General features: G+C 37.5%; 29 protein-coding genes and 1 pseudogene. 5 read left to right on the top strand and 25 right to left on the bottom strand.

Annotated features, from left to right (window positions below):
- Nucleotides 1–35 precede the first annotated feature (35 nt).
- Both AC1FXZ_RS00625 and metA read right to left on the bottom strand, forming a co-directional pair.
- Nucleotides 36–1250: an EAL domain-containing protein gene (locus tag AC1FXZ_RS00625; RefSeq protein ID WP_480049972.1), complete on the bottom strand. Its 1215-nt coding sequence runs from the start codon at nt 1248–1250 to the stop codon at nt 36–38.
- A 336-nt stretch (nt 1251–1586) separates the two neighbouring features.
- A complete protein-coding gene (gene metA, locus AC1FXZ_RS00620; RefSeq protein ID WP_480049971.1) occupies nt 1587–2498 on the bottom strand; it encodes a homoserine O-acetyltransferase MetA in 912 nt (303 codons plus the stop codon).
- A gap of 215 nt (nt 2499–2713) precedes the next feature.
- On the opposite strand from metA, the gene AC1FXZ_RS00615 reads away from it, so the two are divergent.
- Nucleotides 2714–3382, top strand: a complete 669-nt coding sequence (locus tag AC1FXZ_RS00615; RefSeq protein WP_480049969.1) for a reverse transcriptase-like protein — start codon at nt 2714–2716, stop codon at nt 3380–3382.
- 70 nt (nt 3383–3452) lie between these two features.
- On the opposite strand, the gene AC1FXZ_RS00610 is transcribed toward AC1FXZ_RS00615, so the two are convergent.
- The 10 genes from AC1FXZ_RS00610 to AC1FXZ_RS00565 form a co-directional block, all read right to left on the bottom strand.
- Nucleotides 3453–4295 carry a PHP domain-containing protein gene (locus AC1FXZ_RS00610; protein ID WP_480049967.1) on the bottom strand — a complete coding sequence of 281 codons (843 nt, stop codon included), beginning with the start codon at nt 4293–4295 and terminating at the stop codon, nt 3453–3455.
- Nucleotides 4296–4301: 6 nt separating this feature from the next.
- Nucleotides 4302–4787 carry a DUF4352 domain-containing protein gene (locus tag AC1FXZ_RS00605; protein WP_480049965.1) on the bottom strand — a complete coding sequence of 162 codons (486 nt, stop codon included), beginning with the start codon at nt 4785–4787 and terminating at the stop codon, nt 4302–4304.
- A gap of 96 nt (nt 4788–4883) precedes the next feature.
- A complete protein-coding gene (nadE, locus tag AC1FXZ_RS00600) occupies nt 4884–5714 on the bottom strand; it encodes an ammonia-dependent NAD(+) synthetase (protein ID WP_480049963.1) in 831 nt (276 codons plus the stop codon).
- A 56-nt stretch (nt 5715–5770) separates the two neighbouring features.
- Complete coding sequence (locus AC1FXZ_RS00595; RefSeq protein WP_480049961.1) at nt 5771–6076, bottom strand: hypothetical protein; 306 nt, start codon at nt 6074–6076, stop codon at nt 5771–5773.
- Nucleotides 6077–6269: 193 nt separating this feature from the next.
- Nucleotides 6270–6506 carry a small acid-soluble spore protein Tlp gene (gene tlp / locus AC1FXZ_RS00590; protein ID WP_480049959.1) on the bottom strand — a complete coding sequence of 79 codons (237 nt, stop codon included), beginning with the start codon at nt 6504–6506 and terminating at the stop codon, nt 6270–6272.
- Between the two features lie 79 nt (nt 6507–6585).
- Nucleotides 6586–7005, bottom strand: coding sequence for an acyl-CoA thioesterase (locus AC1FXZ_RS00585; RefSeq protein WP_480049957.1), 420 nt, complete (start codon nt 7003–7005; stop codon nt 6586–6588).
- Nucleotides 7006–7018: 13 nt separating this feature from the next.
- Nucleotides 7019–9343 carry an AAA family ATPase gene (locus tag AC1FXZ_RS00580; RefSeq protein WP_480049955.1) on the bottom strand — a complete coding sequence of 775 codons (2325 nt, stop codon included), beginning with the start codon at nt 9341–9343 and terminating at the stop codon, nt 7019–7021.
- Between the two features lie 14 nt (nt 9344–9357).
- Complete coding sequence (locus AC1FXZ_RS00575; RefSeq protein WP_480049953.1) at nt 9358–10341, bottom strand: DMT family transporter; 984 nt, start codon at nt 10339–10341, stop codon at nt 9358–9360.
- A 58-nt stretch (nt 10342–10399) separates the two neighbouring features.
- Nucleotides 10400–11995 (bottom strand): copper resistance D family protein, encoded by a 1596-nt coding sequence (locus tag AC1FXZ_RS00570; protein WP_480049951.1) that lies wholly within the window; start codon nt 11993–11995, stop codon nt 10400–10402.
- Complete coding sequence (locus AC1FXZ_RS00565) at nt 11992–12573, bottom strand: copper resistance CopC family protein (RefSeq protein WP_480049949.1); 582 nt, start codon at nt 12571–12573, stop codon at nt 11992–11994. The genes AC1FXZ_RS00570 and AC1FXZ_RS00565 overlap by 4 nt, the downstream gene beginning before the upstream one ends.
- A 197-nt stretch (nt 12574–12770) precedes the next feature.
- Here AC1FXZ_RS00565 and AC1FXZ_RS00560 point away from each other — a divergent pair, with 197 nt between their 5' ends.
- Nucleotides 12771–13415: a TVP38/TMEM64 family protein gene (locus AC1FXZ_RS00560; protein WP_480049947.1), complete on the top strand. Its 645-nt coding sequence runs from the start codon at nt 12771–12773 to the stop codon at nt 13413–13415.
- A gap of 50 nt (nt 13416–13465) precedes the next feature.
- Here the strand turns inward: AC1FXZ_RS00560 and AC1FXZ_RS00555 are convergent, their stop codons facing one another.
- From AC1FXZ_RS00555 to acnA, 7 genes are all read right to left on the bottom strand, one after another.
- Nucleotides 13466–13924 (bottom strand): VanZ family protein, encoded by a 459-nt coding sequence (locus AC1FXZ_RS00555; protein WP_480049945.1) that lies wholly within the window; start codon nt 13922–13924, stop codon nt 13466–13468.
- A 160-nt stretch (nt 13925–14084) separates the two neighbouring features.
- Complete coding sequence (locus tag AC1FXZ_RS00550) at nt 14085–14225, bottom strand: acid-soluble spore protein N (RefSeq protein WP_480049943.1); 141 nt, start codon at nt 14223–14225, stop codon at nt 14085–14087.
- Between the two features lie 48 nt (nt 14226–14273).
- On the bottom strand, nt 14274–14414 hold the full coding sequence (locus AC1FXZ_RS00545) for an FbpB family small basic protein (RefSeq protein ID WP_480049941.1): 141 nt from the start codon (nt 14412–14414) through the stop codon (nt 14274–14276).
- 72 nt (nt 14415–14486) lie between these two features.
- Nucleotides 14487–15194, bottom strand: a complete 708-nt coding sequence (locus AC1FXZ_RS00540; RefSeq protein WP_480049939.1) for a DUF421 domain-containing protein — start codon at nt 15192–15194, stop codon at nt 14487–14489.
- Nucleotides 15195–15320: 126 nt separating this feature from the next.
- Nucleotides 15321–15530 carry a DUF1657 domain-containing protein gene (locus AC1FXZ_RS00535; RefSeq protein ID WP_480049937.1) on the bottom strand — a complete coding sequence of 70 codons (210 nt, stop codon included), beginning with the start codon at nt 15528–15530 and terminating at the stop codon, nt 15321–15323.
- Nucleotides 15531–15546: 16 nt separating this feature from the next.
- A complete protein-coding gene (locus tag AC1FXZ_RS00530) occupies nt 15547–15684 on the bottom strand; it encodes a hypothetical protein (RefSeq protein WP_480049935.1) in 138 nt (45 codons plus the stop codon).
- 148 nt (nt 15685–15832) lie between these two features.
- Complete coding sequence (acnA, locus tag AC1FXZ_RS00525) at nt 15833–18547, bottom strand: aconitate hydratase AcnA (protein ID WP_480049934.1); 2715 nt, start codon at nt 18545–18547, stop codon at nt 15833–15835.
- A gap of 274 nt (nt 18548–18821) precedes the next feature.
- Here acnA and sspO point away from each other — a divergent pair, with 274 nt between their 5' ends.
- Nucleotides 18822–18956 carry a small acid-soluble spore protein O gene (sspO, locus tag AC1FXZ_RS00520; protein WP_480049933.1) on the top strand — a complete coding sequence of 45 codons (135 nt, stop codon included), beginning with the start codon at nt 18822–18824 and terminating at the stop codon, nt 18954–18956.
- A gap of 40 nt (nt 18957–18996) precedes the next feature.
- Here sspO and AC1FXZ_RS00515 read toward each other — a convergent pair whose 3' ends face one another.
- Nucleotides 18997–19134, bottom strand: coding sequence for a hypothetical protein (locus AC1FXZ_RS00515; RefSeq protein WP_480049932.1), 138 nt, complete (start codon nt 19132–19134; stop codon nt 18997–18999).
- A 110-nt stretch (nt 19135–19244) separates the two neighbouring features.
- Between AC1FXZ_RS00515 and AC1FXZ_RS00510 the strand changes: the two genes are divergently transcribed.
- A complete protein-coding gene (locus AC1FXZ_RS00510; protein WP_480049930.1) occupies nt 19245–19376 on the top strand; it encodes a small acid-soluble spore protein P in 132 nt (43 codons plus the stop codon).
- Nucleotides 19377–19405: 29 nt separating this feature from the next.
- Here AC1FXZ_RS00510 and AC1FXZ_RS00505 read toward each other — a convergent pair whose 3' ends face one another.
- The 3 genes and pseudogenes from AC1FXZ_RS00505 to AC1FXZ_RS00495 all read right to left on the bottom strand — a co-directional run.
- Entirely contained in the window at nt 19406–19900 is a 495-nt protein-coding gene (locus AC1FXZ_RS00505; RefSeq protein WP_480049928.1) for an acyl-CoA thioesterase, read from the bottom strand.
- Nucleotides 19901–19915: 15 nt separating this feature from the next.
- Nucleotides 19916–21307, bottom strand: a complete 1392-nt coding sequence (gene selA, locus AC1FXZ_RS00500; RefSeq protein WP_480049926.1) for an L-seryl-tRNA(Sec) selenium transferase — start codon at nt 21305–21307, stop codon at nt 19916–19918.
- A 114-nt stretch (nt 21308–21421) separates the two neighbouring features.
- Nucleotides 21422–21613 (bottom strand): annotated as a pseudogene (locus AC1FXZ_RS00495) (Rdx family protein); the annotation flags it as partial.
- Between the two features lie 182 nt (nt 21614–21795).
- Between AC1FXZ_RS00495 and selD the strand changes: the two are divergent.
- Complete coding sequence (gene selD, locus AC1FXZ_RS00490; protein ID WP_480049924.1) at nt 21796–22848, top strand: selenide, water dikinase SelD; 1053 nt, start codon at nt 21796–21798, stop codon at nt 22846–22848.
- 36 nt (nt 22849–22884) lie between these two features.
- On the opposite strand, the gene AC1FXZ_RS00485 is transcribed toward selD, so the two are convergent.
- Both AC1FXZ_RS00485 and phnC read right to left on the bottom strand, forming a co-directional pair.
- Nucleotides 22885–23628: a hypothetical protein gene (locus AC1FXZ_RS00485; protein WP_480049922.1), complete on the bottom strand. Its 744-nt coding sequence runs from the start codon at nt 23626–23628 to the stop codon at nt 22885–22887.
- 135 nt (nt 23629–23763) lie between these two features.
- A complete protein-coding gene (gene phnC, locus AC1FXZ_RS00480) occupies nt 23764–24498 on the bottom strand; it encodes a phosphonate ABC transporter ATP-binding protein (protein WP_480049920.1) in 735 nt (244 codons plus the stop codon).
- Nucleotides 24499–24670 lie beyond the last annotated feature (172 nt).

Here is a 24670-nt window from a genome sequence, read left to right as displayed (position 1 = left end):
ATGCTACGACCTATCATTAGACCAGACCTTATTATTTAGAGTAAACCTTCTTGTTCAAATAAGTAAGTGTAGGGTATATCAAGAAACAAGAACAAATTATCAGAGATTGGATATGAGTAAGTGCGAATACGTTCATCACGTTCGATATCTGTATACAAGTCCGATAGAAATCCTCTTTTTTCAACGTTCATTCGAACAATATTCTCAAGGAAATAAGGACGCCAACTCCAGTTTTTAAATCGACCCTCTTCAATTAAAACCCATTCCTGTTCCTTGTTTTTTTCTGCATTGGAGGATTGTTGAAATCCTTGTGCATCACAAACATAAATACGGAAAGCAAATCGATCACAATCTTTTGCAACTTTTTGGATCATCTCATCGTATGTGTCTTCAGGACTAATCAATTTCATCGTTTGTTTCAATTGCGAAGTTAATTGATTAGTTAACGTAAATTGAGCTTCCATTTTTTTTCGCTCAAACACAATAAAATGTTGGAATTCCTTTTGAATTTTTTCCCTGCAACAATCAGGCTTAACAAAGGAAGCACTAGGAAATTGTAAATAATATCCTTGATAGTAACGTCCTCCATTTCTCCACGAATAATTCAATTGATTAAACGTAGAAATCCCTTCAAAAAGAAGTGTTGCTCCTATTTTCCTTGAAAGCATCGTTAAAGGTTGGTGTACTTCTGAATATAACTGTGGTAACCCATCTTCCATAAAAGAAACATCTACTTTTATAATATTTGGTTTTAACATCGCAATCAAATCTAAATTGCTGCCGTTATGTCCAACATCATCAAGAGCTAGCTTAAACCCAATACTTTGTAGATAATAAAAAAAGTGCTTATTGTCATAAAAGTATTCAACAACCTCGTCTTCCTTTAACTCCAAGACAATTTGCTGAAGTTTGAGCCCTTTTTCCTGATACTTTTCCAAACATTTAGTAAATGTTTCGCCATTATCTCTTAACAATAGCGATGTATCATAGTTAAGAAATAGAATAGTAGATTGATCGGTTTTTAAATATGCGTCAAGAGCAAGTTTCTGGACATGATCGTCAAGTTCCAATCTGTATTCATCAGGAATATTTTTATCTTGAAAAAACCAGCCCAAACTTTTGTTTCCTTCTTCCGTTTGTAACCTAGCTAATACTTCATATCCAACTACCAATTGTTTATCAGCACTCACGATCGGTTGAAAATAAGGAATGACACGTTCTTTATTCATCATGACGTCTAAAGGATCCATCGTTCAACACCTCCACTGAAAGACTTCTACATGCAAAGAACTCTTCCATGTCTAACAGCAGTAACACCGTTCATAGTAGCAACCTTATTATATCATACGTTTTTTCAAATATTGAGAAAAGACAACTAAAAATGTAGGAGCAAAACGTCACGACACACTAAAAAAATGACCATATATTCGTAAAACTTCTACTTGTATAAGATAAGAAGGTAAAACTAAAATCATGTCAAATTTCATCGAATTCTTCCCAAAAAAAGGTGTCTATCAAATGAATTACCTGACTGTTAAACACTATTTCCTGAGTCAGACTTGATAAGACACCCTGTCTACTTTATATTATCTCCCTAAATCATATGGAGTTTCCTGGTACACATAATAGTTTAACCAATTCGAAAAAAGCAAATTAGAATGCGCTCTCCAACGCAATTTCGGTTGATTTTGATCATTATTTTGTGGGAAGTAATTTTCCGGTAGATTAATATTCAAGCCTTTTTCCTTATCTCTTTCATACTCCTCTTGTAATGTACAAACATCATATTCGGAATGACCCATTACAAAAATCTGTTTCCCGTTTTTTGAAGCAACAATGTATACACCCGCTTCATCTGACACGCTCAAAACATCTAAGTCATTCACTTGCTCAATGTCTTCTCTCCTTACATCGGTATGTCTAGAGTGTGGTGCTAAGAATTCATCATCAAATCCACGCAGAAGCTTAACATTTTGCTTTTCAATCGTATGATAGAAGATTCCAAATTTCTTTTCCTCTAAGGAATACTTATTTATCCCGTAATGATGGTACAGACCAGCTTGAGCCCCCCAACAAATATGTAATGTGGAGGTAACGTTGTCAACACTCCAGTCCATAATCATTTTCAGCTCTTCCCAATAATTAACGTCTTCAAACTCAAGTTTCTCAATTGGCGCACCCGTAATAATCATACCGTCATATTTGGTTGACTTTATTTCGTCAAATGTTTTATAAAAAGTAGAAAGATGCTCATGTGATGTATTTTTTGAAACATGAGTGTTCGGATATAAAAAGGACACATCTACTTGTAATGGGCTGTTGCCAAGAAGACGTAATAATTGAGTTTCTGTAGTCTCTTTAATAGGCATTAAATTAAGAATAACTATTTTTAACGGCCTGATATCTTGTGAATAGGCGCGACTCTCATTCATTACAAAAATGTTTTCAGCATTGAGTATTTCTTTTGCGGGTAAGTGATCAGGGATTTTTATTGGCATAATGTACAAACTCCTTTTTTCAATTACATATAGCTTTTAACAATTCATTACCAAAAGTGACTTCTAACATTGTATTTATAATAGTTAATGTTACATACTAAGTTATAATAGAATCATTGCGCTGTGTGAAATTACGTAACATTGCGATAATTTAACTTATCATGAAAAGCGAATTTCTGCAATTATCTTAACACATATAAAAGGGGGGTTTTTCCATGAAAATCCGATTAGAGTGGTATTATTCTCCATTGAAAACGAATCAGGCTTTTTTTATGAAATCTGATTGGATGAGCATTTCTTCTGCGATTCTTTTAAGTGATGACTTAGAAAAAACAGGGCGTTTAAAAAATATAGACTTTTTAGATGAACATGATACAACCTGGAAAAAAAAAGAACTACAAAAATTCCTAAAGCAGTATGAGACTGAACCACATGAACTTCAAGCTTACATTGATGGTGGATACAATGTGGATTCTCGTCTAGCAGGTATAGGAGTAGCAATCTATTATAAGCAAAACCATAAAAACTGGCGTACACGTTTAAATGACACTTACGAACTTCTTGAAGATAATAACGAAGCAGAATATGCTGCTCTTTACAGACTTCTTATCCAACTCGAAGAAATGAATGTACATCATCAAACGGTGAGGATTTATTCGGATTCAATGGTCGTTGTAAGTCAAGCATCGGGAGAATGGCCTTGCTATGAAGACCACTATAATAGTTGGTTAAATCGAATTGACGAATTAGCCAAAAAGCTCGGTTTAAAATTAGAATATGAATTAATTGAGCGAAATCAAAATAAGGAAGCAGATCAATTGGCTACTCAAGCATTAGAGGGAACTAATATAGAAAGTGTGATTGAAAAAGTAAATCAACGTTAATCTCAATACACCTTATCCCTTAAAAAGCTGCTGAGAACTTTACTCTTCTCAACAGCTTTCATAATAACTTCTAAATTAGCCTTTCTGCTAGACGATTTTCTAATCTTGTAACTCCTAACGGTTCTCGTACTCTCCCATATTCTTCATGATGGAAATCCGATCCACCTGTTCGATATAACTGTTTACCAATTTGTTGTTCAATGTCATTACATAGTTTTTCATATCTTTGTACTGCTTCTTGATCATGATCACGGTGGTAAACCTCTATACCATCTAGCCCCCATTCTTTGACCCAATCAAATATATCATCATCTACATCGTAATAAACCGGGTGAGCAACAATCGCAATCCCTCCTGTACGGTGGATCCACTCAATCGCTTCTTTTACAGTCATCTCTTTTGACTTCTCAACATAACCAGGCTGCCCTTCTGCTAAATATCGTTCAAAAGCTTCGGCAACATCATTCACAAAACCTGCTTCAATTAACGCTTTTGCAACATGAGGTCTTCCAATACTACCACCATCAACATGCTTTAAGACAGATTCCGGCTGAATCGCGACCCCTACATTGGCCAAACGTTCAATGATCCTATCCAAACGTTCTCTTCGAAGCTGTTTTTGATTTGCAAGCAACGAGCTCAACTCCGTATTCTGCCAATCAAATTGATAACCTAATATATGAACACTTTTCCCTTTATACTTCGTTGAAAATTCAATGCCAGGAATCACGTGAATTCCATGCTCTTTTCCAGCTTCTAGCGCCTCAGCTACGCCTTCTACACTGTCATGATCTGTTAGGGAAACGATCTCTAAATTAACCTCTTTACACTTTCGCATCAATTCAGAAGGGCTGTACCCACCGTCTGATGCCGTAGAGTGCATATGTAAATCACTATTTTTTTGTAAAGTCATATTCATTCATTCCTTATCAACAAATACTTGCCATGTAACTTGTCCAGTTCGTAAATGATCTGTATAAACTAGCTCATACTTCTTTGAGCCTGGTACCAAAAAGGCCACTTCGCCACGATTGGTACGACCTGGATGCAATTGACCACTAAGAATCCCTTTTGTTTCAAATGAAGTGTCAACACCATAGGCAAAGTTCTCTTCGTCCACTAACGTTATTTTAAATGTTGATACTTCATATACTGAATCACGTTTATTCGATAGCGAGAGGTCTACGATCACGTATTGTTCACCTTCATTATCAGCATGTTCTGTCCGAACACCATTTAATAGGATCTCTATCCCATTTACTTCTCTTAGCTGTTCATCAGCAGATTCTTTAGCAACCGTCTGTGCTTGCGAAGGTACATGCTCCGGGCTCAAGACAACATATACACCGATCATTGAAATAAGGCCAACACATAACACAACCAATAGAAAAATTTTCCTTTTCATCTTTCTCTCTCCTTAACCTATTATCCCTTAAGTCCTAATATAGAGGGATGTAGACACTCGAATTAAGGTATGATGAAATTAGTTGAAATATGACACTTATTTTTTCCACCAAGAATCAAAAATTGTTACAGGCAGCTGCCGTTTATGCTCTGTCTTCTCATAACGGGATTCAATTTGCTTTGCAATTTCAGGATCAATTTGCTTTCCTTCTAGATAATCATCTAAATTATCATAGGTCATTCCTAAAGCAACCTCATCAGGCAATCCGGGCTTACCATCCTCCAAATCAGCTGTTGGTGTTTTTTTATAAAGATGCTCTGGAGCTCCTAGTTCCACCAACAACGATTTTCCTTGCCTTTTGGTTAATCCGTACAATGGCGCAATGTCACATGCACCATCACCATGTTTTGTAAAAAATCCAGTAATGGCTTCTGCTGCATGGTCAGTGCCAATTACTAAGCAACCATAATGGGCAGCAATATCGTATTGTGCTTTCATCCGTTCACGAGCTTTTGTATTACCCTTGTTGAAGTCTGAGAGCTGTTCTCCACCTGTTGCTTTATTAAATGCTTCTACAGACGCATCGACAGCTGTCTTTATATTAACGGTGATAGACTTTGTTGGTTCAATAAAACCAATAGCATCTTGGGCATCCTTTTCATCTTGTTGCTCACCATATGGCAGTCTTACTGAATAAAATGAATACATTTTTTCATCTTGCTCATCATTTAATTCATTAATGGCTAGCTGCGCTAATTTTCCTGCTAAAGTAGAGTCTTGTCCACCGGAAATTCCAAGTACATAACCATTTGCGCCCGTTGAGACTAAGTAGTTTTTTAAAAAATCAACCCTAATACGGATTTGTTCTTTTGGCTCAATGGAAGCTTTTGTTTGTAAATCTGAAATGACAATTGCTTGTGATACCATTTTATTTTCCTCCTATCACTTGTAATTATATTTTTTAAAACATCACATTACTGCTATTAAATGTATTGTCCTAAATTAATTAGTTGGTCCTCCATTCCTTCTTTTTTCAAAATTTCTTTTTGCCTATTGCCTAGTAAATCAAAATGCGGGTACTTATCTCGACGGTGAATCCATTCTGGCTTCAGTCCATATTGCTTTCCCCATTTTTCAAGTTTGCCCAGATCACCACAGGCTACTTTAGTAACCGTCGTACATCCCGGGAAACGTTCGTCTAACCAGAAGTGAGTCAAAAAGGCAATTTCTCCTCGTTGTGCAAGTTGTTTCCATTCTATAAGGTCTCTTCTTTTCAAACCAAACGCCATTCCCATCACCTTATATCTATCATTTGAGTTGATTATAGCATACGTTTCCATCACTTACATTTTTTTCAGACCTAGTCTCCCTAAATTTACGCAACAGTCTTGAAATGACTTGGCATTATTTTTTCAACACATCCCTAATTTCAGCTTCTAAAGAAAAAATCGCTTAGAACAACGGTTCTAAGCGATTTCTTCTTTACTGTTCATCTTGATAGCCATTTTCACGTGCTTGCATTTCATCAGCCATTTCCGCTTCAAACCCTTGAATGCTTTCTTGACGACGCTTGTTTTTGGCTTTTACTGCCTGTTTTTGCTCTTCTGTCATATCAGTGTGAGCGACAGACTCTTCAGCTGCTTCAATGTTATGTTCTGTGTTCTCTTTCATTTGTTGTAGCTTCTCAACATTATCATTGCGATTATCTGGTTTAGCCATTTTCATTACCCCTTTTCTTGTATAAAGTCACTTGCACAAGCTTAGTATGGATAACGAATAAGAGCTTATTCACAGACCCTTATTTTTTCTTTATCTCTTCATATTTCTGAAACAACTCTGGAAGTACTTTCTTGAAAGCAGTCGGTTTGAATGTTTCTTTCTTGACGATAATATGAGTGGTTTTCCCCTCCACACAAACCTCCTCATCTTCATTCACAATTGAATAGCCATAGATCGTTTTAAGACGATCATTCTCTTCAACCCATGTATTAACATACGCTCTATCCCCATAGCGTATAGGCTTTTTATAGGTTGCCGTTAAGTCATATACTGGTGCAAAATAACCTAACTTCTCCATTTCCACATAACTAAACCCTACATCTTCAAGAAATCCACCACGACCTAGTTCAAAATACTTTAAATAGTTAGCGTGGTAAATAACCCCCATCATGTCAGTATCAGCATATAATATTTGAATTTCCCTTTTTGAAATAAACATGTTTCTACTCCCCTCACAATTGCAGTAATTCCACATCTTCCTTTTTTATCGTAATGAGCTGATTTTCTTCGATTTGTTTAGAACCAATTAGTCGTAACGATTGATTTTGTACGAGCTGATCAAATACATCACTAGCAAATCGTCCATTACTAGGATGGCCATCTTTTGCGATTCGTTCTTCTAATGCGATACGTGCTTCATTTTCTAAACGATATCCTGCTTTCTCTGATCGTTTTTCGATCATTTGAATCAACTCTAGTTTTGAATAATCTTCAAAATGAATATGTTTTTTAAAGCGTGAACGTAAACCTGGATTACTATCGAGGGTAACGTCCATTTCTTTCGCATAGCCAGCCAAAACAACAACTAAGTTTTCTTCATGTTCCGTCATTTCTTGAACAAGAGTTGTAATTGCTTCTTTCCCGAAATCAACCTGACCACCCACTATAAGAGAATAAGCCTCATCTATAAATAACACTCCACCTAACGCATCTTTTATTACCTCTTTTGTCTTTTCGGCGGTTTGTCCAACATAACCAGCTACTAGGTCTGCTCTTGAAGCAACGACTAAATGGCCACGCTTAAGTAAACCAATTTCCTTTAACGACCTCGCATATAGCTTAGCAACGGTTGTTTTCCCAGTTCCCGGGTTACCTGTGAATACAGAATGAACTTGCAGCGGCAAGACTTGTAAGCCTCTTTCTCTACGTATCTGTTGGATTTGAACAAATGAGGTGAGTTGCAATAACTCTCTCTTTACTTGTTCAAGGCCTATAAGCTGATCAAGCTCTTTCTTTGCCGATAGTTCTTCAGTTAATTCCTTATTAGCTTGAAAATCTTCTGATTCAAGAAGAATAAAATCGTCTACATGAGCATTTTCAAGAGTCATTTTCGATCCCTTTTCAAAAATAGCATCTAATATAATGTTTTTAATCGCTCTAGCATTTCCAAATGACGAGTCTACTTGGGCCTTTTCAATTCGTTTTTGAAATGCTTTTTTCGCATCACCCGTTAATAGGTAATCATTTTCGATAGCAATGTGCTCTCCAATCTGGAGTAATTCTTCAATTGAATAATTTTCGATTTCAATATGGTTTTGATCAGGAAAACGACTTCGCAGTCCAGGGTTAGCTCGTAAGAAAGTTCTCATTTCTTCTGGATACCCGGCTAGAATAACGGCAAATTTCCCGGCATACTTGCCACTTGTCATTGCAGAAACGAGCGTATCTATTGCTGTTTGACCGTAATCGTTTCCTGCAGCATCCGCTCGTTTTAAGCTATATGCCTCATCTATAAATAAGACGCCACCTAGAGCACGCTCAATCGCTTTGTTTGTATTTTCTTCTGTTTGTCCCACATAAGCACCAACAAGCTGAGTCCGATCAACTTCATATACTTCATCACGCTCTAGTAATCCAAGCTCAAAATAAATTTTTGCCATTAACCTTGCTAAATGCGTTTTCCCAGTACCTGGATTTCCCGTTAGAATCATATTTAGATTGATACCATCTTTTTCATGAAATCCTTGGCGAAGTCGTTCCTTTTGATAATGTAAGAATTGGTAAAGTTTTTGAACTCTCACCTTGACATCGTCGAGTCCTACCATTCGGTTCAACTCTTCTAAAGCTGACTTTTCGTCGCGCTCTTTCTCATTAGCGTGGACGAGCTCACTCCATCTTTCACTAAGTTTCTCGATTTCATTTGTCGCTCTTGTTATTTCTTTAAATTGAGCAGACGAGTAATACACACCGGTTAAGGAATTGGCATACTCTGTTGTCGCAGTCAAAATAGTCGTAAACGGTTCCTTTAAATCTTCCATCAACTGAACGACCATTTCAGATCTATTTCTCAATTCATGATCCTTAAGATGCTCCATTGATACTTTTGTCTCGTTTGAGATTTCTTCATATTGTTCGATATACTTAAAAAACGTTTTGGCTATTTGATTGTATTCTTGAGCAGTCTTCTTTTTTGCTGAACCATGATCCGTCTCTCGAATTGGAGGGAATTTATCCGGAATCCTCACTTTTTTGAAAAAAGCAAATAGCTGTTCGACTTTTAACTCATGTGCTAGAGTATTCGTCTGATCTTCTTCTAAAGAATGATTTGTCCAGCGCTCAACTAAATGATCAACCTTTTTAACACGCTGAAACCTAGCAAGTGCCAATTTCGAAAGCACTCGCGATTTTAAGTTTCCGAATTCTTTATTTTCATTATCAGGTTGTTGAAGTTGTTCGAGTACTTCCCAAGCAGTTGCTTCATTGAATGGTTTCGCTCCTTCATCTACCATGTGAAGCCACTCATTAATGTCTTGAATTGTCCAACGTTTTTGCAACATATTTACACCACTTTCTAATCCACGTTCCTCATTTTATCATCATTGTCCCGTTTTTGCATACGCTGACTTCTCAAGCTTTTTCGCTTTACAGTCGTACCTACATACACACCTGAAATAACAAATATTGCCCCAATGACTGTTGCCATTGTTAATGTTTCATCCAGTACTAATGTTGCCATAAGTACTGCAGAGAGAGGCATTACATTGATGAAAATTGATGCTTTAGCAGCCCCAATTTTTTGGATTCCATAGTAATAAAGGATGAAGCCTATCACCGTCACAAATACACTCATATGCGCAATCGCAAGCCAAGCTGGCAATGTACTTGTAGCAACATGTTCCCAAGGTCGCTCAAACATACTAAACGGGAGTAGAAATAATGTACCAAAGCCTACAGCATATGTAGTTGTAACAATCGAGCTATATTTCCTTAACGCGACTCGCCCAAGTACGCTATACAACGCCCATGTTATAACAGCTCCTAGTAAAACAAAGTCGATTGGCTCAAACTGAAATTGAAAAAAGATCAGCATATTTCCTTCAGTAATAATCGTTACAACCCCAGCAAATGCAAGAAGGAGACCAATTATATTTCGTTTTGTGATCGTCTCTTTTAAAATCAATCCTGATAATAGCATGATCAACATCGGATTCGCTGCAATAAATAACGAACTCTTAATAACAGGAGCATGTTTGCTTGCTAGAAAAAAGCAAATATTATATATGGTAACTCCGGTTAGGCCTAGAATTGCAAACAATAACCAATCCTTTTTTGTTCGCTTTGGGATATTCTTCTCAGCAATCCACATGATCGGAAATAATAACAATGCTGCACCAAAAAAGCGCAAGAATGCAATCGTTGCTGGTTCAAAGCTTTCAATTGCAATTTTGCCCGCTATAAAAGCACTTCCCCATGTACTTGTTGCAAGGATCAACATGCCATAGATCATCCATAGCTTCTTTCTCTCCAATTTTGATTTCCCCTTTTTTCTTTCCATTTTACGCTTTTCCTTCGATAAGCGAAATACCTTTTAATAAACGAAAAGGAGTGCTGCCTTAGTGGCAGTACACTCCTTCTTCCATTACATTTCGCGCATATGTTTCAAGTACTTGACCGTTATCTGCTAGGAAGTCAATCGGATGTTGATCAGTCCAATCCTCATTTACCGACACAACATTGATAAACGTATTCTCTGTTAAAGGTGAGATATAGGAACCACCTTCATAATGAATTTGAACTCTTGCAACATCGTCCGGCTCTTGGATCATCCCAAATGTGACATACGTATTCGAGTACTGCTCATTATGCCAATTGCCACTTTGCACTCGGAACGTTCGGATTTTCTGCTTTTCACTTACAACAGATGTACCACCGATCGTTAACATTGCTGCCGGTAATCTTTTATAGCCCCCATCAACTTTTTCCACTTTTTCGGCGACTAAATCACGCTGATCAACGGTATAAACTACATGAATTTCGTCCTCTACATTTTCTGTAATAAGAACGTCGATGTTTGTATCAGAATAATAAGTTTGGGAGACAGCTTCCTCTATCGAAGTATAAACAGTCTCATCTTGTTCATATCCACCTACCTCCACACTTACCATTAGCCCTATATATAAAACAAAAAGACTTACAGCAAATAAAGAAACTGCTTTCCATAGTCTCAAAAGTTTGATCAAAGTATACATTGCAATACCAAACACAATTACAGCTAAGGCGAACAATAGTAAAGAAGAGATTGAAAACGAAAGATAAATCGCACCAATTCCGACTTGGTCACCGACAAAAAATTGGAGAAGCGAAGTAACATTTTCCGTTTGTAAGGTTTGAGCAACTTCATGAGGTGGTGTTTGTTCTGTCATTAAAGCTGAAATACCAAAAACAAAGAGTGCAATAATCGATTCAATTCGGAAAGACGTAATCACTTTGCTAGGCTGTTTTTGTCTAAAACCAAGTAGCATGTGGTGAAGTCCAAAAACAAGTATTGGTAAGAATAGTAAATGTTTAAATAGCAATAATTGGCCATAACTTAACAACCACGATTGAACATACTCAGGAACAATTGCCGCCATTAAAATAAAACCTGATAAGGTAATCGTTACAACCGCACTAAGCGCGACATAGGAAAACCAGCGATAAAATACTTTTGGTAAACTGTTTCCAACCGAAAACCAAGCGATAATAGAAAGCGTCCCAATCCAAACTGATACTGCTAATAAATGTAGTGTATTTCCCCAAAAGCCAATCCATCCACTAACAGCTGCCCCGTGACTAGCCCAACTAGATAACAAGACTAGAAGGGTAATCATCACTGGAGCAATCCACCTTCTTTTCCATTTGGTGAAAAAGACTGCAACTATTACAGAAACTATTAGAGATAATAGAAACGCATGCCCACTCGAATACTCTAATATAACCGTACTAAACGATTCAAAAAAAGGCATCTCAAATTGAGTATTAAGGGTCCAAATTAATTGAATGATTGGACCGAATGTAAGTACAGGAATAAGTATTAACAGACATCTTATCCATTTTATTGGAATTAAAATCTCAGTATAGACACTCTTTGGTAAAGCTCGTAGAAGAAAGTACCCCATTAATAAGGAGAGAGAGACATATAATAAAAGATTCACCAATGAAGTAATCATTTGCGAACTCGCTTAACCAAATATACGAATAGTGCTAAAAAGGCAATCACACCAATACTAATAACAGGTAGGAGTGACCTATCTTCCGAAGAGGTGGGAACATCTTCATTACCTTGAACCGTCTCTGGTTCTGGTTCTGTGCTGTCAAGTCCCTGTTCATCTCTTTCATTTTCTTCAGTTCGCTCATGATCTTCTTCTACATCTACCACATTATCGGCTTCATACTCCAAAACATCAAAGGTAAAATCACCTTCTGTTTGGTGTGTATCCTCTCCTAGTGCCTTCCATACAACCTGATAACTACCAGGATAAAGAGGCTCTTCTAGATTGATGACGAGCGTAGGACTATTCACAGTGATCTCCTGAATAGAAAGCTCCTGTCCAGTTTCATCAAAAACAGTTGCCGTACTAACCCTTTCAATCCCAGCATTAAATTCTAATACAATTTCCGTTATAGCTTCGGCAACCTCTTCTCCGTCTCCTGGGGTAGAAGTTTCAACGTACGAATGAGCTCCTACATAAATTGGAAAGCCCGTAATTAAAAAGATAAAAAAGATAAACCATTTAAAGGTATTCACATCGATCACCCTTTTTCCTAGTATTCCACTTTGTTTTAACTATTTTAACAGATAAACATCTCTAAGGGAAGATTCGTAATTTTTATCACGTACTCTATCAAAAGATAGGAAATTTTCATAGAAGTGACAAATAAAACAATACAACAATAGTAAAAATATGAGAAAATAGGGGGCGTACAATAGAAAGGAAGGTTCTTATGAGAAAAGGGATTGTTTTACTAAGCTATTTAGCCATAGCAGTTATTATGTACTTCTTTGGAGAAACACTTTTACAGTGGATTAGACAAGGTGGTACGGAATATATGATTATTACAGCGACATTGGCAACATTTTTTGCTTTGTTCCCTATTATTCCTTATCCACTCATCGGAGGGGTGCTTGGGGCTGCATACGGTCCCTTTGCAGGAAGTTTCATTACATGGGTTGGGTCTTCCCTTGCTTCAATTTTAATGTTTTCATTTGTACGGTATGGATACCAAGATTGGGGTAAAAAGTGGCTTTATAAATATCCACGCTTAGCAAAAGTTACGATCATGTTTGAACGCAATGCATTTATGACAATCTTTATCACTAGACTTATTCCGGTAATCCCTTCAATCATTGTTAATATATATTCAGCTTTGAGTCGTGTTTCCTTTTTAAAATATTCAATCGCTTCTTCATTAGGAAAAATTCCTTCAATGATTTTATTTGCTACTGTAGGAAATACGCTCGTTACTAATCCTAGTGACTTACTATATATTTCATTGTTTTATGGTTCATTTTTAGCAATTGTCTATATCTTCTTTCGTTTGTTCAATCGCTACGTCCCGAGAACAAAAGAAAAACTTAGCGAATCGTAAAAACACAAAAGGTTATGTAAGAGAAGGTGGTTTTCAGACACCTTCTCCATCTATGCGTGTATATAGACAATTCTTCGTTTGAACCATTTCACAATAACAAACAAAGCCATTCCAATTATCCCGCCAAGAGTATTTAAAATGAGGTCGTCTACATTGGCAACACGCTGAGTGAATAAAAATTGACTGAGTTCTATGAATAAAGAAACAGTAAAGCTAATTGCAATGACAACGAAGAACATCCGGGCTTTTGTCCAAATAGCCGGGAGCAAAAAACCTAAAGGAATGAATAAAATCACATTCCCTAAAAGAATGCGAACCGGATCTTGCAAACTGGGACTAAAAACAGCAATACGGTAAATACTACGAAATGGAATTAAATTATAGTTTCTACCTCCTGGACCCGCAGGACCGAGTGAAGCCCCATAATTCCAAGCAAATAACGTCACATAAAATAACGCTAGTAAATAACAGAGCAGTAACGATAATAAAATAACTTTCTGATGCCTCATGTTATTGCTTTCCCCCTATGACATCATCTTTCTCCATTATTCCGTTAATTGCTTCTTATGACAAGGATTTTCTATCGACAACTTTCTAATTTAGCAAAAATGGGGCTCTCTCAAAAGGTTGATTTGAGAAAGCCCCTTCAGACTCTTTTATTCTTTTGTATTATCCTTTAGGAGGAACGTAATTGGGCTGTTCAGAGCTCTTTTGCGCCATTTTCTTTCCGTTATTTGCCTTAGACTTTACAGGCTGTGTACCTAAATGATCAGGACGAAATTGAGCAAAATTTGATTTTGTACTTTTCATCAGTAACCCCTCCCTAACCATTATAGTTCCTCTTCAATACTATATTATTCACATTTCAACTTGATTCACTGTTGTTCTCTTTTGCTCCCATTTTTCTTCAAGGCGATCGAGGGCTTCCTTGTCCCTTAGTAACTTTTCTTTGTTTTCTCTAACTAATTCATCAAATGATAATTTTCTGACTCTTCTCATCATAAAACACTCCTTTGCTTTTTAGCATTTTGGTCTAAAAGGAGTGTTTTTATACAATAAAAATTTGAATCTTTACTCTACTTTAGGACTTGTATAGATTTGGCCTGATTCATCCATAGTCATTAAAAAGATCTCTTTATGATTTTTAAATCCATGTTTATGAACTTGCTCACGTAACCAGTCAAGGGTACCAAACTTCTGGACGTTTGCGTCAATAATTCGACCATCTTCGATCAGAACAGAAGTATACCCTTTTGTTGGAACATCCTTTTGCATATCCTTTAGTGTTACACTTTCATAATTTGATTTCTTTATGACACTAATTGAACCATTCATCTCTAGTATTGCGTAGTCAACCTCATTTAAGTCGCTAGCGTTATTAAGGCGTAAATCCATTAAAAAGGCCTCTAATGTAATTTTTGCTTTTCTTAATTCTTTATGCAAGATCTTTCCATGCTTCATCAATATGATTGGCTCATCTTCAATCACACGACGAAAACGTGGTGTTTTTAAAGCGAGCACTGATAATGATAAATGTAACCCAGCTGTTATAGCTGCTGCAGCTGCCGGCCCTGCAAGAGGAAGTTCTCCATCCGTTAATGGCTCACCAAGAATATCACCAATGACCACACCAAAAATGAAATCGAGCGCATCTATAGAACTCATTGACCTTTGCCCTAATATTTTTACAATAAGAAAAATATATACATATACAATAATGGCCCGAATCATATAACCATATACAGGTAATTCTTCAGCACCTTGCCAAAAGTCAAACACTTTCGACTCCTCCGTTCTTTCATCTATACGTTGTAAAAAGAGGTTGTCTCAAAGTTAAGCATCTAACCAAACAAGGTTCAATTCAAAACTATCTATGAGACAACCCCTTTTTATTGAAGATTACTGTTAATTTGATTGATTAAATTGAGGTTCTTCTTGCAAAACTTGTTGATAACGTCCTTCAAGTAGCGTTAAAATATTTTTCTGCTGTTCAGCTAAGTCATTATATAATTGTTGTGCCGACTTATTTTCAGTCTCAAGCGAAAATTGCACTAAACTTGCTTGTACACTTTGTGCTTGTGCAATAGCTTGTTGAAGTTGTGTTTGAACAGTCATCATAAACCTCCTAGGATTATTGATTACGGTTCATCTTCGCAGCTTCTTGTTCAGCGTAAGATTGATACTCTGTTTGTGGTTGGTTCTCTTTTCCATACTTTTTTGCATTATTATTTCTTTGTGCATTTGCATTCCCTCTTTTTTGTCTACCCATTTAACTCGCCTCACTTTCCTGTTGATCATTTTTAGGATGCACATGTTTAAATTCAATATTAGTTTCAGATAAGAAAATTTCGGAATTTGAAAATTTTGGATAAAAAAAAACCTTCTTTCACCAAAAGGTGAAAGAAGGTTCCCCATCATTAATTTGCTAATTTATTACGAAGTACCATTTGTAAGATACCACCGTGACGATAGTAATCCATTTCAACTTCACTATCAAAGCGAACAAGTACTTCAAATTCAGTTTTCTTACCATTGCTATCAGTTGCTACGACTTTCACCATTTCACGTGGCTGTACATCGTTTGTAATTTGAACGTCAAATGACTCTTCTCCAGTTAATCCAAGTGACTCAGCGCTATCGCCATCCTTGAATTGAAGTGGAAGAACACCCATAAGAACTAGGTTACTACGGTGAATACGCTCGTAGCTCTCAGCAATAACTGTTTTAATGCCTAGAAGGTTTGTACCTTTAGCAGCCCAGTCACGAGAGCTTCCCATACCGTAATCTTTACCAGCTAAGATGGCAAGGCCAGTACCGTTTTCTTTGTATTGCATTGCAGCTTCGTAAATAGATGTAACTTCGCCAGTTGGCCAGTAAGTAGTGAAACCACCCTCTGTACCAGGAGCAATTTGGTTACGGATACGAATATTCGCAAAAGTACCTCTCATCATTACTTCATGGTTACCACGACGTGAACCATATGAGTTAAAGTCCTTAGGCTCAACACCTTTAGAAATTAGGTATTTACCTGCAGGCGTATCTTTCCCAATCGCACCCGCTGGTGAAATGTGGTCAGTCGTCACTGTATCACCAAATTTTCCGATAACACGTAAAGCAGATAATGGTTTAATGTCTTCAGGGTCTGGTGATAAGTTCTCAAAGAATGTAGGGTTTGCAATATAAGTTGAATCAGCATCCCATTTATAAAGAGCATCGTCAGTTGTTTCAATTTCATTCCAACGAGGGTTGCTGCTAAATACATTCTCATACTCACGACGGAATAATTCAGGTGTAACTGTTTCTTGTACTACTTTAGCGATTTCGTCAGCAGTTGGCCAAATATCTGCAAAGTATACATCATTGCCATCTTGATCTTTTCCTAAAGAGTCGTTTCTAAGGTCCACATCAACCGTACCTGCAAGTGCATATGCAACAACAAGTGGCGGAGAAGCAAGATAGTTAGCTTTTACTAATGGATGAATACGTCCTTCAAAGTTACGGTTACCTGAAAGAACTGAAGTAACAGTTAAATCATTTGCAGCAACCGCTTCTTCAATTTCATCCTCTAACGGACCTGAGTTACCGATACATGTTGTACAACCGTATCCAACAATGTTAAATCCTAGTTTTTCCATGTATGGAAGTAATCCAGAATCAGTTAAATATCCAGTTACAACTTTTGAACCAGGTGCAAGAGATGTTTTAACGAATTCAGGTACTTCTAACCCTTTTTCAACAGCTTTCTTAGCAACAAGACCTGCTCCAATAAGAACATATGGGTTTGAAGTGTTTGTACAGCTTGTGATCGCAGCGATCGCAATAGAACCTGTGTTCATAACTGTTTCGCGCCCATCTTTGAAGTTTACTTTTACTTCTTTCTTGAATTCATCTTCAGATAAACCAAGGCCTTGTGTTCCTTGTGGAGCGACTACCGCCTCGCGGAACGATTTTTGCATGTCTGATAAAGGAATAAGATCTTGTGGACGCTTAGGACCTGAAAGATTAGCTTCAATTTCACTAAGGTCTACTTCTACTGTATCTGTATAAGTAGGATCTGGTGTTTCCCCTGCTACGTAGAACAAACCATTTGCGCGACAATAAGCCTCTACAAGCTTAATTTGCTCTTCAGAACGACCTGTTAAGCGCATATAGTTAAGTGCTTCAACATCAACTGGGAAGAAACCACAAGTTGCACCGTATTCCGGAGCCATGTTCGAAATTGTTGCACGGTCTGCTAGTGGCATTTCTGCAAGTCCAGGACCAAAGAATTCAACAAATTTCCCTACTACTTTCTTTTCACGTAGTACTTGCGTTACTTTTAATGCCACGTCTGTAGCTGTTGTTCCACTTGGAAGTTCTCCAGTTAATTTAACACCAATAACCTCTGGTACCGGGAAGTACGATGGTTGTCCAAGCATGCCAGCTTCTGCTTCAATACCACCTACACCCCATCCAAGTACACCGATACCGTTAATCATTGTTGTATGTGAGTCAGTACCTACAAGTGTATCCGGGAATGCTACTGTTTCTCCATCTTGTTCAACAGCATGAACAACATTTGCAATGTGCTCAAGGTTTACTTGGTGAACGATACCCGTTGCTGGTGGAACCGCACGATAGTTATCGAACGCTTTCTTTGCCCAGCTAAGGAATTGATAACGTTCTTCGTTACGTTGGAATTCTAAATCCATGTTGAAATTTAAAGAATCCATTGTTCCAGCCTTATCAACTTGTACTGAGTGGTCAATAACTAAGTCTACTGGAATTTCAGGGTTGATTTGGTCAGGATCCCCACCAAGGTCAGCCATTGCTTTACGTAGTGAAGCAAGATCGACAACAGCAGGCACACCTGTAAAGTCTTGAAGAATAACACGTGATGGTTTGAATGGAACATCAATTTCTTTCAGTTCATTCGTTCCCCATTTTGCTAAGTTCTTTACGTGCTCCTCTTTAATTACATATCCATCATATTGACGAAGAACCGATTCTAGTAAAACCTTTACTGAATATGGTAGTTTCGATACATTACCTAAACCCGCATCCTCTAAGGCTTTTAATGAGTAATAATTAATTGTCTTTCCATCCAGAGAAAAGGATGACTTTGCTTTAAACACATCATTTTTTGTTGACATTATGTATACCCTCCTTCACAAGACTATCATACCTTAAATTGTTTTTAATGTCTAAATCAGACCGACTAGACTGTCGGTTTCACAAACGCCGAAAGCGCTTTATACGTTTCGACAAAACAGGCCCTCTTAATAATATCAAAACTTGCGGGAAGAATAAATGTTTTTTTTGAAATTCTTTTAAAAGTGAATCATTTAATAAAAGCTGCTCTTGATTTGAATCAAGAGCATAAATCCTACGAATTAAACAAATCATACACCAATGGGAGGTGTTCTAATGGCAAAGCAAAGACCAAACGAAAAAGACAAACGAGTACTTGAACATAATGCAGCGCACCAAGAGGAAACAGCTAATGAACCATTAACTGAAATGGAACGTTCAAATAACAAAAAAACAAAGAAACGTCAATAAAAAGATTCAAGCTCAGGCCATCGTCCTGAGCTTGAATAAATTATTCATTAACGATTATATTTTTTCTTTTTTCTTTAAAATCTGCCTCATGCGCATTTATATTGCCTACTAATTTTCGAGCTTTCTCAACTGCTTTTCGTCCAGCTTCAATGTCTAGCTGTTTGCTGGAAATTAGCACCTTCATTCCCCCTTGATTAAGCTCGATTATAGGGTATGTTAAACAACCAGCATTATTCGTATACTATGGCCAGTTCCAGAGATACTACACATTAGAGGAGGGATACGACAATGACTGAGCGCAACACTTATAAAGATCAGCGTAGAAACCAACCAAAAAATTCAGGACAACCCGAACCTTTGAGTGGTTCTAAAAAAGTAAAGAAAAAAAATCAAGTAAGTCAATCTAATGGTGAAGGGTAATATCATTAGAAAGAGGTTGACCTTAATAGTCAACCCTCTTTACTTTGTCTTTCTTTGCGAACTTGTCTTCGCTTCTCTCGTTGTTCGAACCGTTCGGGAGCTCCTTCATAATGCCACCATTCTTCTTCAGACTCTGGAATGACTGGGGGAACCACCCTAGGCTTCCCTTCTTGATCAAGAGCGACAAATGTTAAATAGGCTGTGGATGTTAACCGCCGCTCCCCTTTTAGCAAATCTTCAGCTTCTACTTTCACAAACACTTCCATCGACGTTTTTTTCGTGTATGTAATATACCCTTCTAAACAAATAGCTTCCCCTGTCTTTATAGGTGCAATAAAATCTAAGCTATCACTTGAAGCTGTAACAATCATCGAACGCGAATGTCTCATTGCAACAATACTTGCTACCTTATCAATATAGGCCATCACATTTCCGCCAAAAATCGTTCCATGATAGTTCGTGTCTGGGGGCAGCACTAGATCGGTTAACACTGTTTTGGATTCTGAAGCTTTTTTCCCATCCATTCATTACCCTCATTTCTATTCAAATTCTTGCAATCGTTTGTATAGGTCTGCAAATTCATTTTCTTCTATTGTTCGAAAATCAAACGCAATTTGATCATCTATAATTCTCGAGACAACAGAAGGTGTTCCTGTTCTTAATTTATTATGTATCTCATGCGCTTGATAATTGTTATGAGATAGAAGCAAAACCGTCGTGTCTAACTTCACTTCCGGCATCGTTCCTCCACCTACAAAAGAAAAGGAATCTTTCGTATCGGTGGTCCAACCTGAGGATAAGTGCTGAACAAATTTATCAATACGTTGTTGTACTTCTTCTTGCGTTACGAGAATCGACTTAAGCGTTGGTAACGATTCGATGACTGAATCCTCATTCGCATATTCTTTTAGCGTAGCTTCTAGAGCTGCTAAAGTCATCTTATCAACACGTAAAACACGAGCGAGCTGATGTTTCTTTAATCGCTCAATCCATTTTTTCTTCCCTGCAATAATTCCCGCTTGTGGACCTCCTAGAAGTTTGTCACCACTAAATGTAACTAGATCTGCTCCATTTTCTAAAGCCTCTCTGACAGTCGGCTCGTTGCCAATATGATCTTTTTTCAAATCATAGATCGCTCCACTTCCTAAATCTTCATACAACAACAGTTCATGTTTATCAGCAAGTGGTTTTATTTCTGCTATTGGTACATCTTTTGTGAATCCGATTATCTTAAAATTACTTGTGTGAACTTTCATAATCATAGCAGTCTGATCTGTGATCGCATTTTCATAGTCGTAAAAATGCGTTTTGTTTGTCGTCCCTACTTCTACTAAGCGCGCACCACTTTCTTCCATAATCGAAGAAACACGGAATGAACCTCCAATTTCAACCAATTCCCCACGTGAAACAATCACTTCATGTTCATTCGCGAACGCCTTCAAAACAAGGTAAACAGCTGCAGCGTTATTGTTTACGACCATAGCAGCTTCCGCCCCACTTATTTCCTTTACAAGATCTTCAATCAGTTCGTGACGTGAACCTCGTTTACCTTTTTGCAAGTTATACTCTAGATTGGAATATGAATAAGCCGTTTCAACAACTTGTTGAATTGCCTTGTGACTTAGTCGCGCACGCCCGAGATTCGTATGTAACACTGTCCCAGTTGCATTAATCACACGTTGTAATCTAAACGTTGAATGATGACGAAGACGTTCTGTCAAACGAGTGAATATCAAATCAGGAAAAATGAGTGATTGGTTCTCGATTGAAAGTGTTCCATTTAGCACATCTGTCCTAATATCAGCAACCGTCTCTTGTAACCACTCTGTTAATTTTGATTTTGACACAATATCACTTTTTAAAAAATGCATATATCGTTCATCTTGTTGCAACTCATGTATGGCCGGTATTTGTCTTAAGATATTCTGCATATTCATGAACCACCCTTCTTGAACAAAAGGGTGACTCACTAAAGACCTTTCCTCCAAGATACTATTATTTCTTTACGAATAGAAGGAGCGTCTAATGGTGTGAGCCACCTATATTTATTCAGCCATTTCTTTCATTTTAGTAATCACTTCATTTGGGTCAGGGAATGCTCCCGTTTCTTTTTTTGAATAAATTAATTCGTTGTTAACTTTTACTTCGAAGACGCCACCACTACCTGTAAGTAGAGTAACCTCTTTCACCTCTCCACGAAAATGATCAAGAACCTTATCCGCGAAACTCACGGCTTTTGGTGCATAATTTCACATCATGCAAAATTCAACTTCAACGATGTATTCCATTTTCATCAAACTCCTTTACTTTACTTTGTTTTAATTTCTATTGTAGGATAAGATAAGGATTGATGCAAAATAGTTGTTAACCATTCGCATACTACTTGTGTACGAATGTCGAATTATAGGAGGTGTCGTCGTTGGACAAACAAGATCTTGTTCGCCTAACATCTTTCTCAACAAAAGCTGGTTGAGGATGTAAAATTGGTCCAGAAGACCTGACGCAAGTTTTGCGTCATTTACCTAAACAAACACACGATCCCAACTTACTCGTTGGACTCGATACATCAGATGATGCTGGTGCATACAAATTAACGGATGATTTAGCAATGATCCAAACCGTTGACTATTTTACGCCTGTTGTCGATGATGCTTATATGTTTGGACAAATTGCAGCAGCTAATGCTCTCAGTGACGTATACGCTATGGGTGGAAAACCTACAACCGTAATGAATATCGTAGGCTTTCCAATCAAGAAATTACCTCCAGAGATCTTGGCAGATATTTTACGAGGCGCAGCTGATAAAACGAAAGAAGCCGGCGCCATAATTGTTGGTGGACATTCCATCGATGATCAGGAGCCAAAATTTGGATTATCTGTAACAGGACTTGCACACCCAGACCGAATTTTTAAGAACGTCGGTGCAAAACCAAATGATACACTAGTGCTTACAAAGCCAATTGGTGTTGGTATTTTAACGACTGGTATCAAACGCGATGCAGTCACAATGGAACAAGAAGAAGCAGTAACCAATACAATGGCGCTTCTAAACAAACAAGCAGCCGAGCTGTTAGAAGGGTTACATCCGAATGCTGTTACCGACGTAACTGGCTTTGGACTACTTGGACACAGTTACGAAATGGCAAAAGGCAGTGACGTAACATTTGAACTCTCGTTAGATCAAATTCCTATGTTAGATGGGACAATGGAACTCGCTGAAAAAGGGATTATTCCAGGAGGATCAAAAGCTAATGAACGTTGGTTAGAAGGGTGTGTTGAGTACGCTGAGGGCGTGACAAATGTCGAAAGAAGCATTTTATGTGATGCGATCACTTCAGGAGGCTTGTTAATTAGTTTACCTGAAGAAGAAGCTACTCAATATGTTGATGCGATGCATTCAGCAGGTGCTCATGCTACGATCATTGGCAAAGTCACTGAGAAACAAGAAAAACCACTTGTTGTGAAGAAATAAAAAAACGAGGTCTACGGACCTCGTTTTTTTGAATAATCAACTTTGCGCTTGTAATTCCTTTTCAACAGTTTTGACTAATGCTTTATACCCTGACCTTGTTAAATTGTGGTCGGCGTCAATGTAATTATTCTTTACTAACGCTTGTATTGACTGTTCTTCCAAAGAGGTTACAATGGCTTTTACCTCTTCGTTTAAAGCTTGAATTGACGATTGTTGAATTTTATCTGTTTCAATTGAAGCCGCTATTTCCTTTATCGGATCTACTTTTATGAAATACTTCTTCGTTCCAACTAGAGCTTGCTGAAGTTTCGTTTTTACATCCACTAATTCTTGAATGGTATTGGAACGTTCAGATTCCTTCTTTTTAATCTTCTCACGATACGATTGTTTCTCTAACTCATCTAAATCAGCTTTTGTAAATAGCTCTTCTAATAAATGCGTGCGGTCTAGATCAATTTTCTCAAGAGCTTCTTCTTTTTCAATTAGTGCTTTTTCAAAAACCTGCGTTTGCTGTTCCTCAACCTGTTCAACGACTTGTGGCGGATCACTCGTCGGCTGTTTTATTCCTTTTATAGCACTAATTTTTTTATTAACCTGGTAAGCAAATCCTATCAAAAATAAAACAACAAACAACCGAAACATCATTTCATATTGAACAATCGTATATATAAGAACAATCCCCACTACAACCCCAGCAATCGTAAATACATAGTCCGAGAGTTTCTTTGATCGGAAGACCTGATTTACTTTTGTCCGTAATTGATTTTGATTTTGTCGCATCTCTCTTCTCCTCTACCATCTTTTGTTGTAACCTAATCCAATTATATAGAATCAAACGATATTTTATCACAACACCACTATGATAAAGGACCTATTTTTCATCCCGAAAAAGGAGAATCCTGAAAAATATAGCTCTTATTGATAGATTTTCGCAAAAACATGATCATCAACCTCTTCCGGTTCTCCGTCAAATACCAACTTCCCTTCACGAAACGCAATAATTCTTGTTGCAAACTCTTTCGCTAATTGAACATCATGCACATTTATAACAGAGAGTAATTCACGTTCTTCATGTATCCTCTTTAACAATTCGAAAATTCTCTTTGATGTGGTTGGATCCAAACTTGCGACAGGTTCATCTCCAAGCAACAACTTTGGATCCTGCAAGAGCGCTCTCGCTATTCCTACCCGTTGCTTTTGTCCACCACTCAAAGCTTCAACACGCTTGTGTGCATATTTTTCAAGGCCAACTTCAGCAAGGGCATCAAACCCACGCTTTTTTTCTTGTTCCGAAAAGATACCCATTAAATTCTTATAAGCCGGCCTTTTTCCAAACGATCCTGTTAGTGTATTTTGGTATACGGTCATTCGGGGAATTAAATTATAATGTTGAAAAATCATCACCATATCTGATCTTACTTGTCTCATTTTTGCTTCAGAGAGCGTTGTTAACTCAATTCCCTCCAAAGTAATCTGTCCAGAAGTGGGGGGCTGCAAACGATTGATTGCCCGTATAAAAGTCGACTTTCCTGCACCACTTTTTCCTAATACACAAATAAATTCTCCCTTTTTCAACTTCAAATTTATATTAGATAAGGCTTCTTCATCTGCCTTTGGATAACGCACTACTAAATCCGTAATTGTAAGCATGCTACTCCTCCTACCAAGCCCGTTAAACTAAACTGCGCTCATTGTTTCGAGTCATTCCAAAAAGGAAAATCGCCTTTTTGTGTTACAATGGCTCCTCTCGCTGCGCGGCTTCTCTGAAAAAATCACTCAGACCAGCCTTAACTAATTGCAGCGGTTTCGCTCATTGCTTAGA

The sequence above is a fragment of the Halalkalibacter sp. HAAS-P014 genome (assembly GCF_056619965.1).
The sequence above is the reverse complement of the archived record's forward strand: the minus strand, read 5'-3'. Positions and strand labels throughout refer to the sequence as shown.

Excerpts from the sequence above, each read along its gene's own strand:
- AC1FXZ_RS00625 (WP_480049972.1), bottom strand. The coding sequence starts at position 1,250 with ATGGATCCTTTAGACGTCATGATGAATAAAGAACGTGTCATTCCTTAT.
- metA (WP_480049971.1), bottom strand. The coding sequence starts at position 2,498 with ATGCCAATAAAAATCCCTGATCACTTACCCGCAAAAGAAATACTCAAT.
- AC1FXZ_RS00615 (WP_480049969.1), top strand. The coding sequence starts at position 2,714 with ATGAAAATCCGATTAGAGTGGTATTATTCTCCATTGAAAACGAATCAG.
- AC1FXZ_RS00610 (WP_480049967.1), bottom strand. The coding sequence starts at position 4,295 with ATGACTTTACAAAAAAATAGTGATTTACATATGCACTCTACGGCATCA.
- AC1FXZ_RS00605 (WP_480049965.1), bottom strand. The coding sequence starts at position 4,787 with ATGAAAAGGAAAATTTTTCTATTGGTTGTGTTATGTGTTGGCCTTATT.
- nadE (WP_480049963.1), bottom strand. The coding sequence starts at position 5,714 with ATGGTATCACAAGCAATTGTCATTTCAGATTTACAAACAAAAGCTTCC.
- AC1FXZ_RS00595 (WP_480049961.1), bottom strand. The coding sequence starts at position 6,076 with ATGGCGTTTGGTTTGAAAAGAAGAGACCTTATAGAATGGAAACAACTT.
- tlp (WP_480049959.1), bottom strand. The coding sequence starts at position 6,506 with ATGGCTAAACCAGATAATCGCAATGATAATGTTGAGAAGCTACAACAA.
- AC1FXZ_RS00585 (WP_480049957.1), bottom strand. The coding sequence starts at position 7,005 with ATGTTTATTTCAAAAAGGGAAATTCAAATATTATATGCTGATACTGAC.
- AC1FXZ_RS00580 (WP_480049955.1), bottom strand. The coding sequence starts at position 9,343 with ATGTTGCAAAAACGTTGGACAATTCAAGACATTAATGAGTGGCTTCAC.
- AC1FXZ_RS00575 (WP_480049953.1), bottom strand. The coding sequence starts at position 10,341 with ATGGAAAGAAAAAAGGGGAAATCAAAATTGGAGAGAAAGAAGCTATGG.
- AC1FXZ_RS00570 (WP_480049951.1), bottom strand. The coding sequence starts at position 11,995 with ATGATTACTTCATTGGTGAATCTTTTATTATATGTCTCTCTCTCCTTA.
- AC1FXZ_RS00560 (WP_480049947.1), top strand. The coding sequence starts at position 12,771 with ATGAGAAAAGGGATTGTTTTACTAAGCTATTTAGCCATAGCAGTTATT.
- AC1FXZ_RS00555 (WP_480049945.1), bottom strand. The coding sequence starts at position 13,924 with ATGAGGCATCAGAAAGTTATTTTATTATCGTTACTGCTCTGTTATTTA.
- AC1FXZ_RS00550 (WP_480049943.1), bottom strand. The coding sequence starts at position 14,225 with ATGAAAAGTACAAAATCAAATTTTGCTCAATTTCGTCCTGATCATTTA.
- AC1FXZ_RS00545 (WP_480049941.1), bottom strand. The coding sequence starts at position 14,414 with ATGAGAAGAGTCAGAAAATTATCATTTGATGAATTAGTTAGAGAAAAC.
- AC1FXZ_RS00535 (WP_480049937.1), bottom strand. The coding sequence starts at position 15,530 with ATGACTGTTCAAACACAACTTCAACAAGCTATTGCACAAGCACAAAGT.
- AC1FXZ_RS00530 (WP_480049935.1), bottom strand. The coding sequence starts at position 15,684 with ATGGGTAGACAAAAAAGAGGGAATGCAAATGCACAAAGAAATAATAAT.
- acnA (WP_480049934.1), bottom strand. The coding sequence starts at position 18,547 with ATGTCAACAAAAAATGATGTGTTTAAAGCAAAGTCATCCTTTTCTCTG.
- sspO (WP_480049933.1), top strand. The coding sequence starts at position 18,822 with ATGGCAAAGCAAAGACCAAACGAAAAAGACAAACGAGTACTTGAACAT.
- AC1FXZ_RS00510 (WP_480049930.1), top strand. The coding sequence starts at position 19,245 with ATGACTGAGCGCAACACTTATAAAGATCAGCGTAGAAACCAACCAAAA.
- AC1FXZ_RS00505 (WP_480049928.1), bottom strand. The coding sequence starts at position 19,900 with ATGGATGGGAAAAAAGCTTCAGAATCCAAAACAGTGTTAACCGATCTA.
- selA (WP_480049926.1), bottom strand. The coding sequence starts at position 21,307 with ATGCAGAATATCTTAAGACAAATACCGGCCATACATGAGTTGCAACAA.
- AC1FXZ_RS00485 (WP_480049922.1), bottom strand. The coding sequence starts at position 23,628 with ATGCGACAAAATCAAAATCAATTACGGACAAAAGTAAATCAGGTCTTC.
- phnC (WP_480049920.1), bottom strand. The coding sequence starts at position 24,498 with ATGCTTACAATTACGGATTTAGTAGTGCGTTATCCAAAGGCAGATGAA.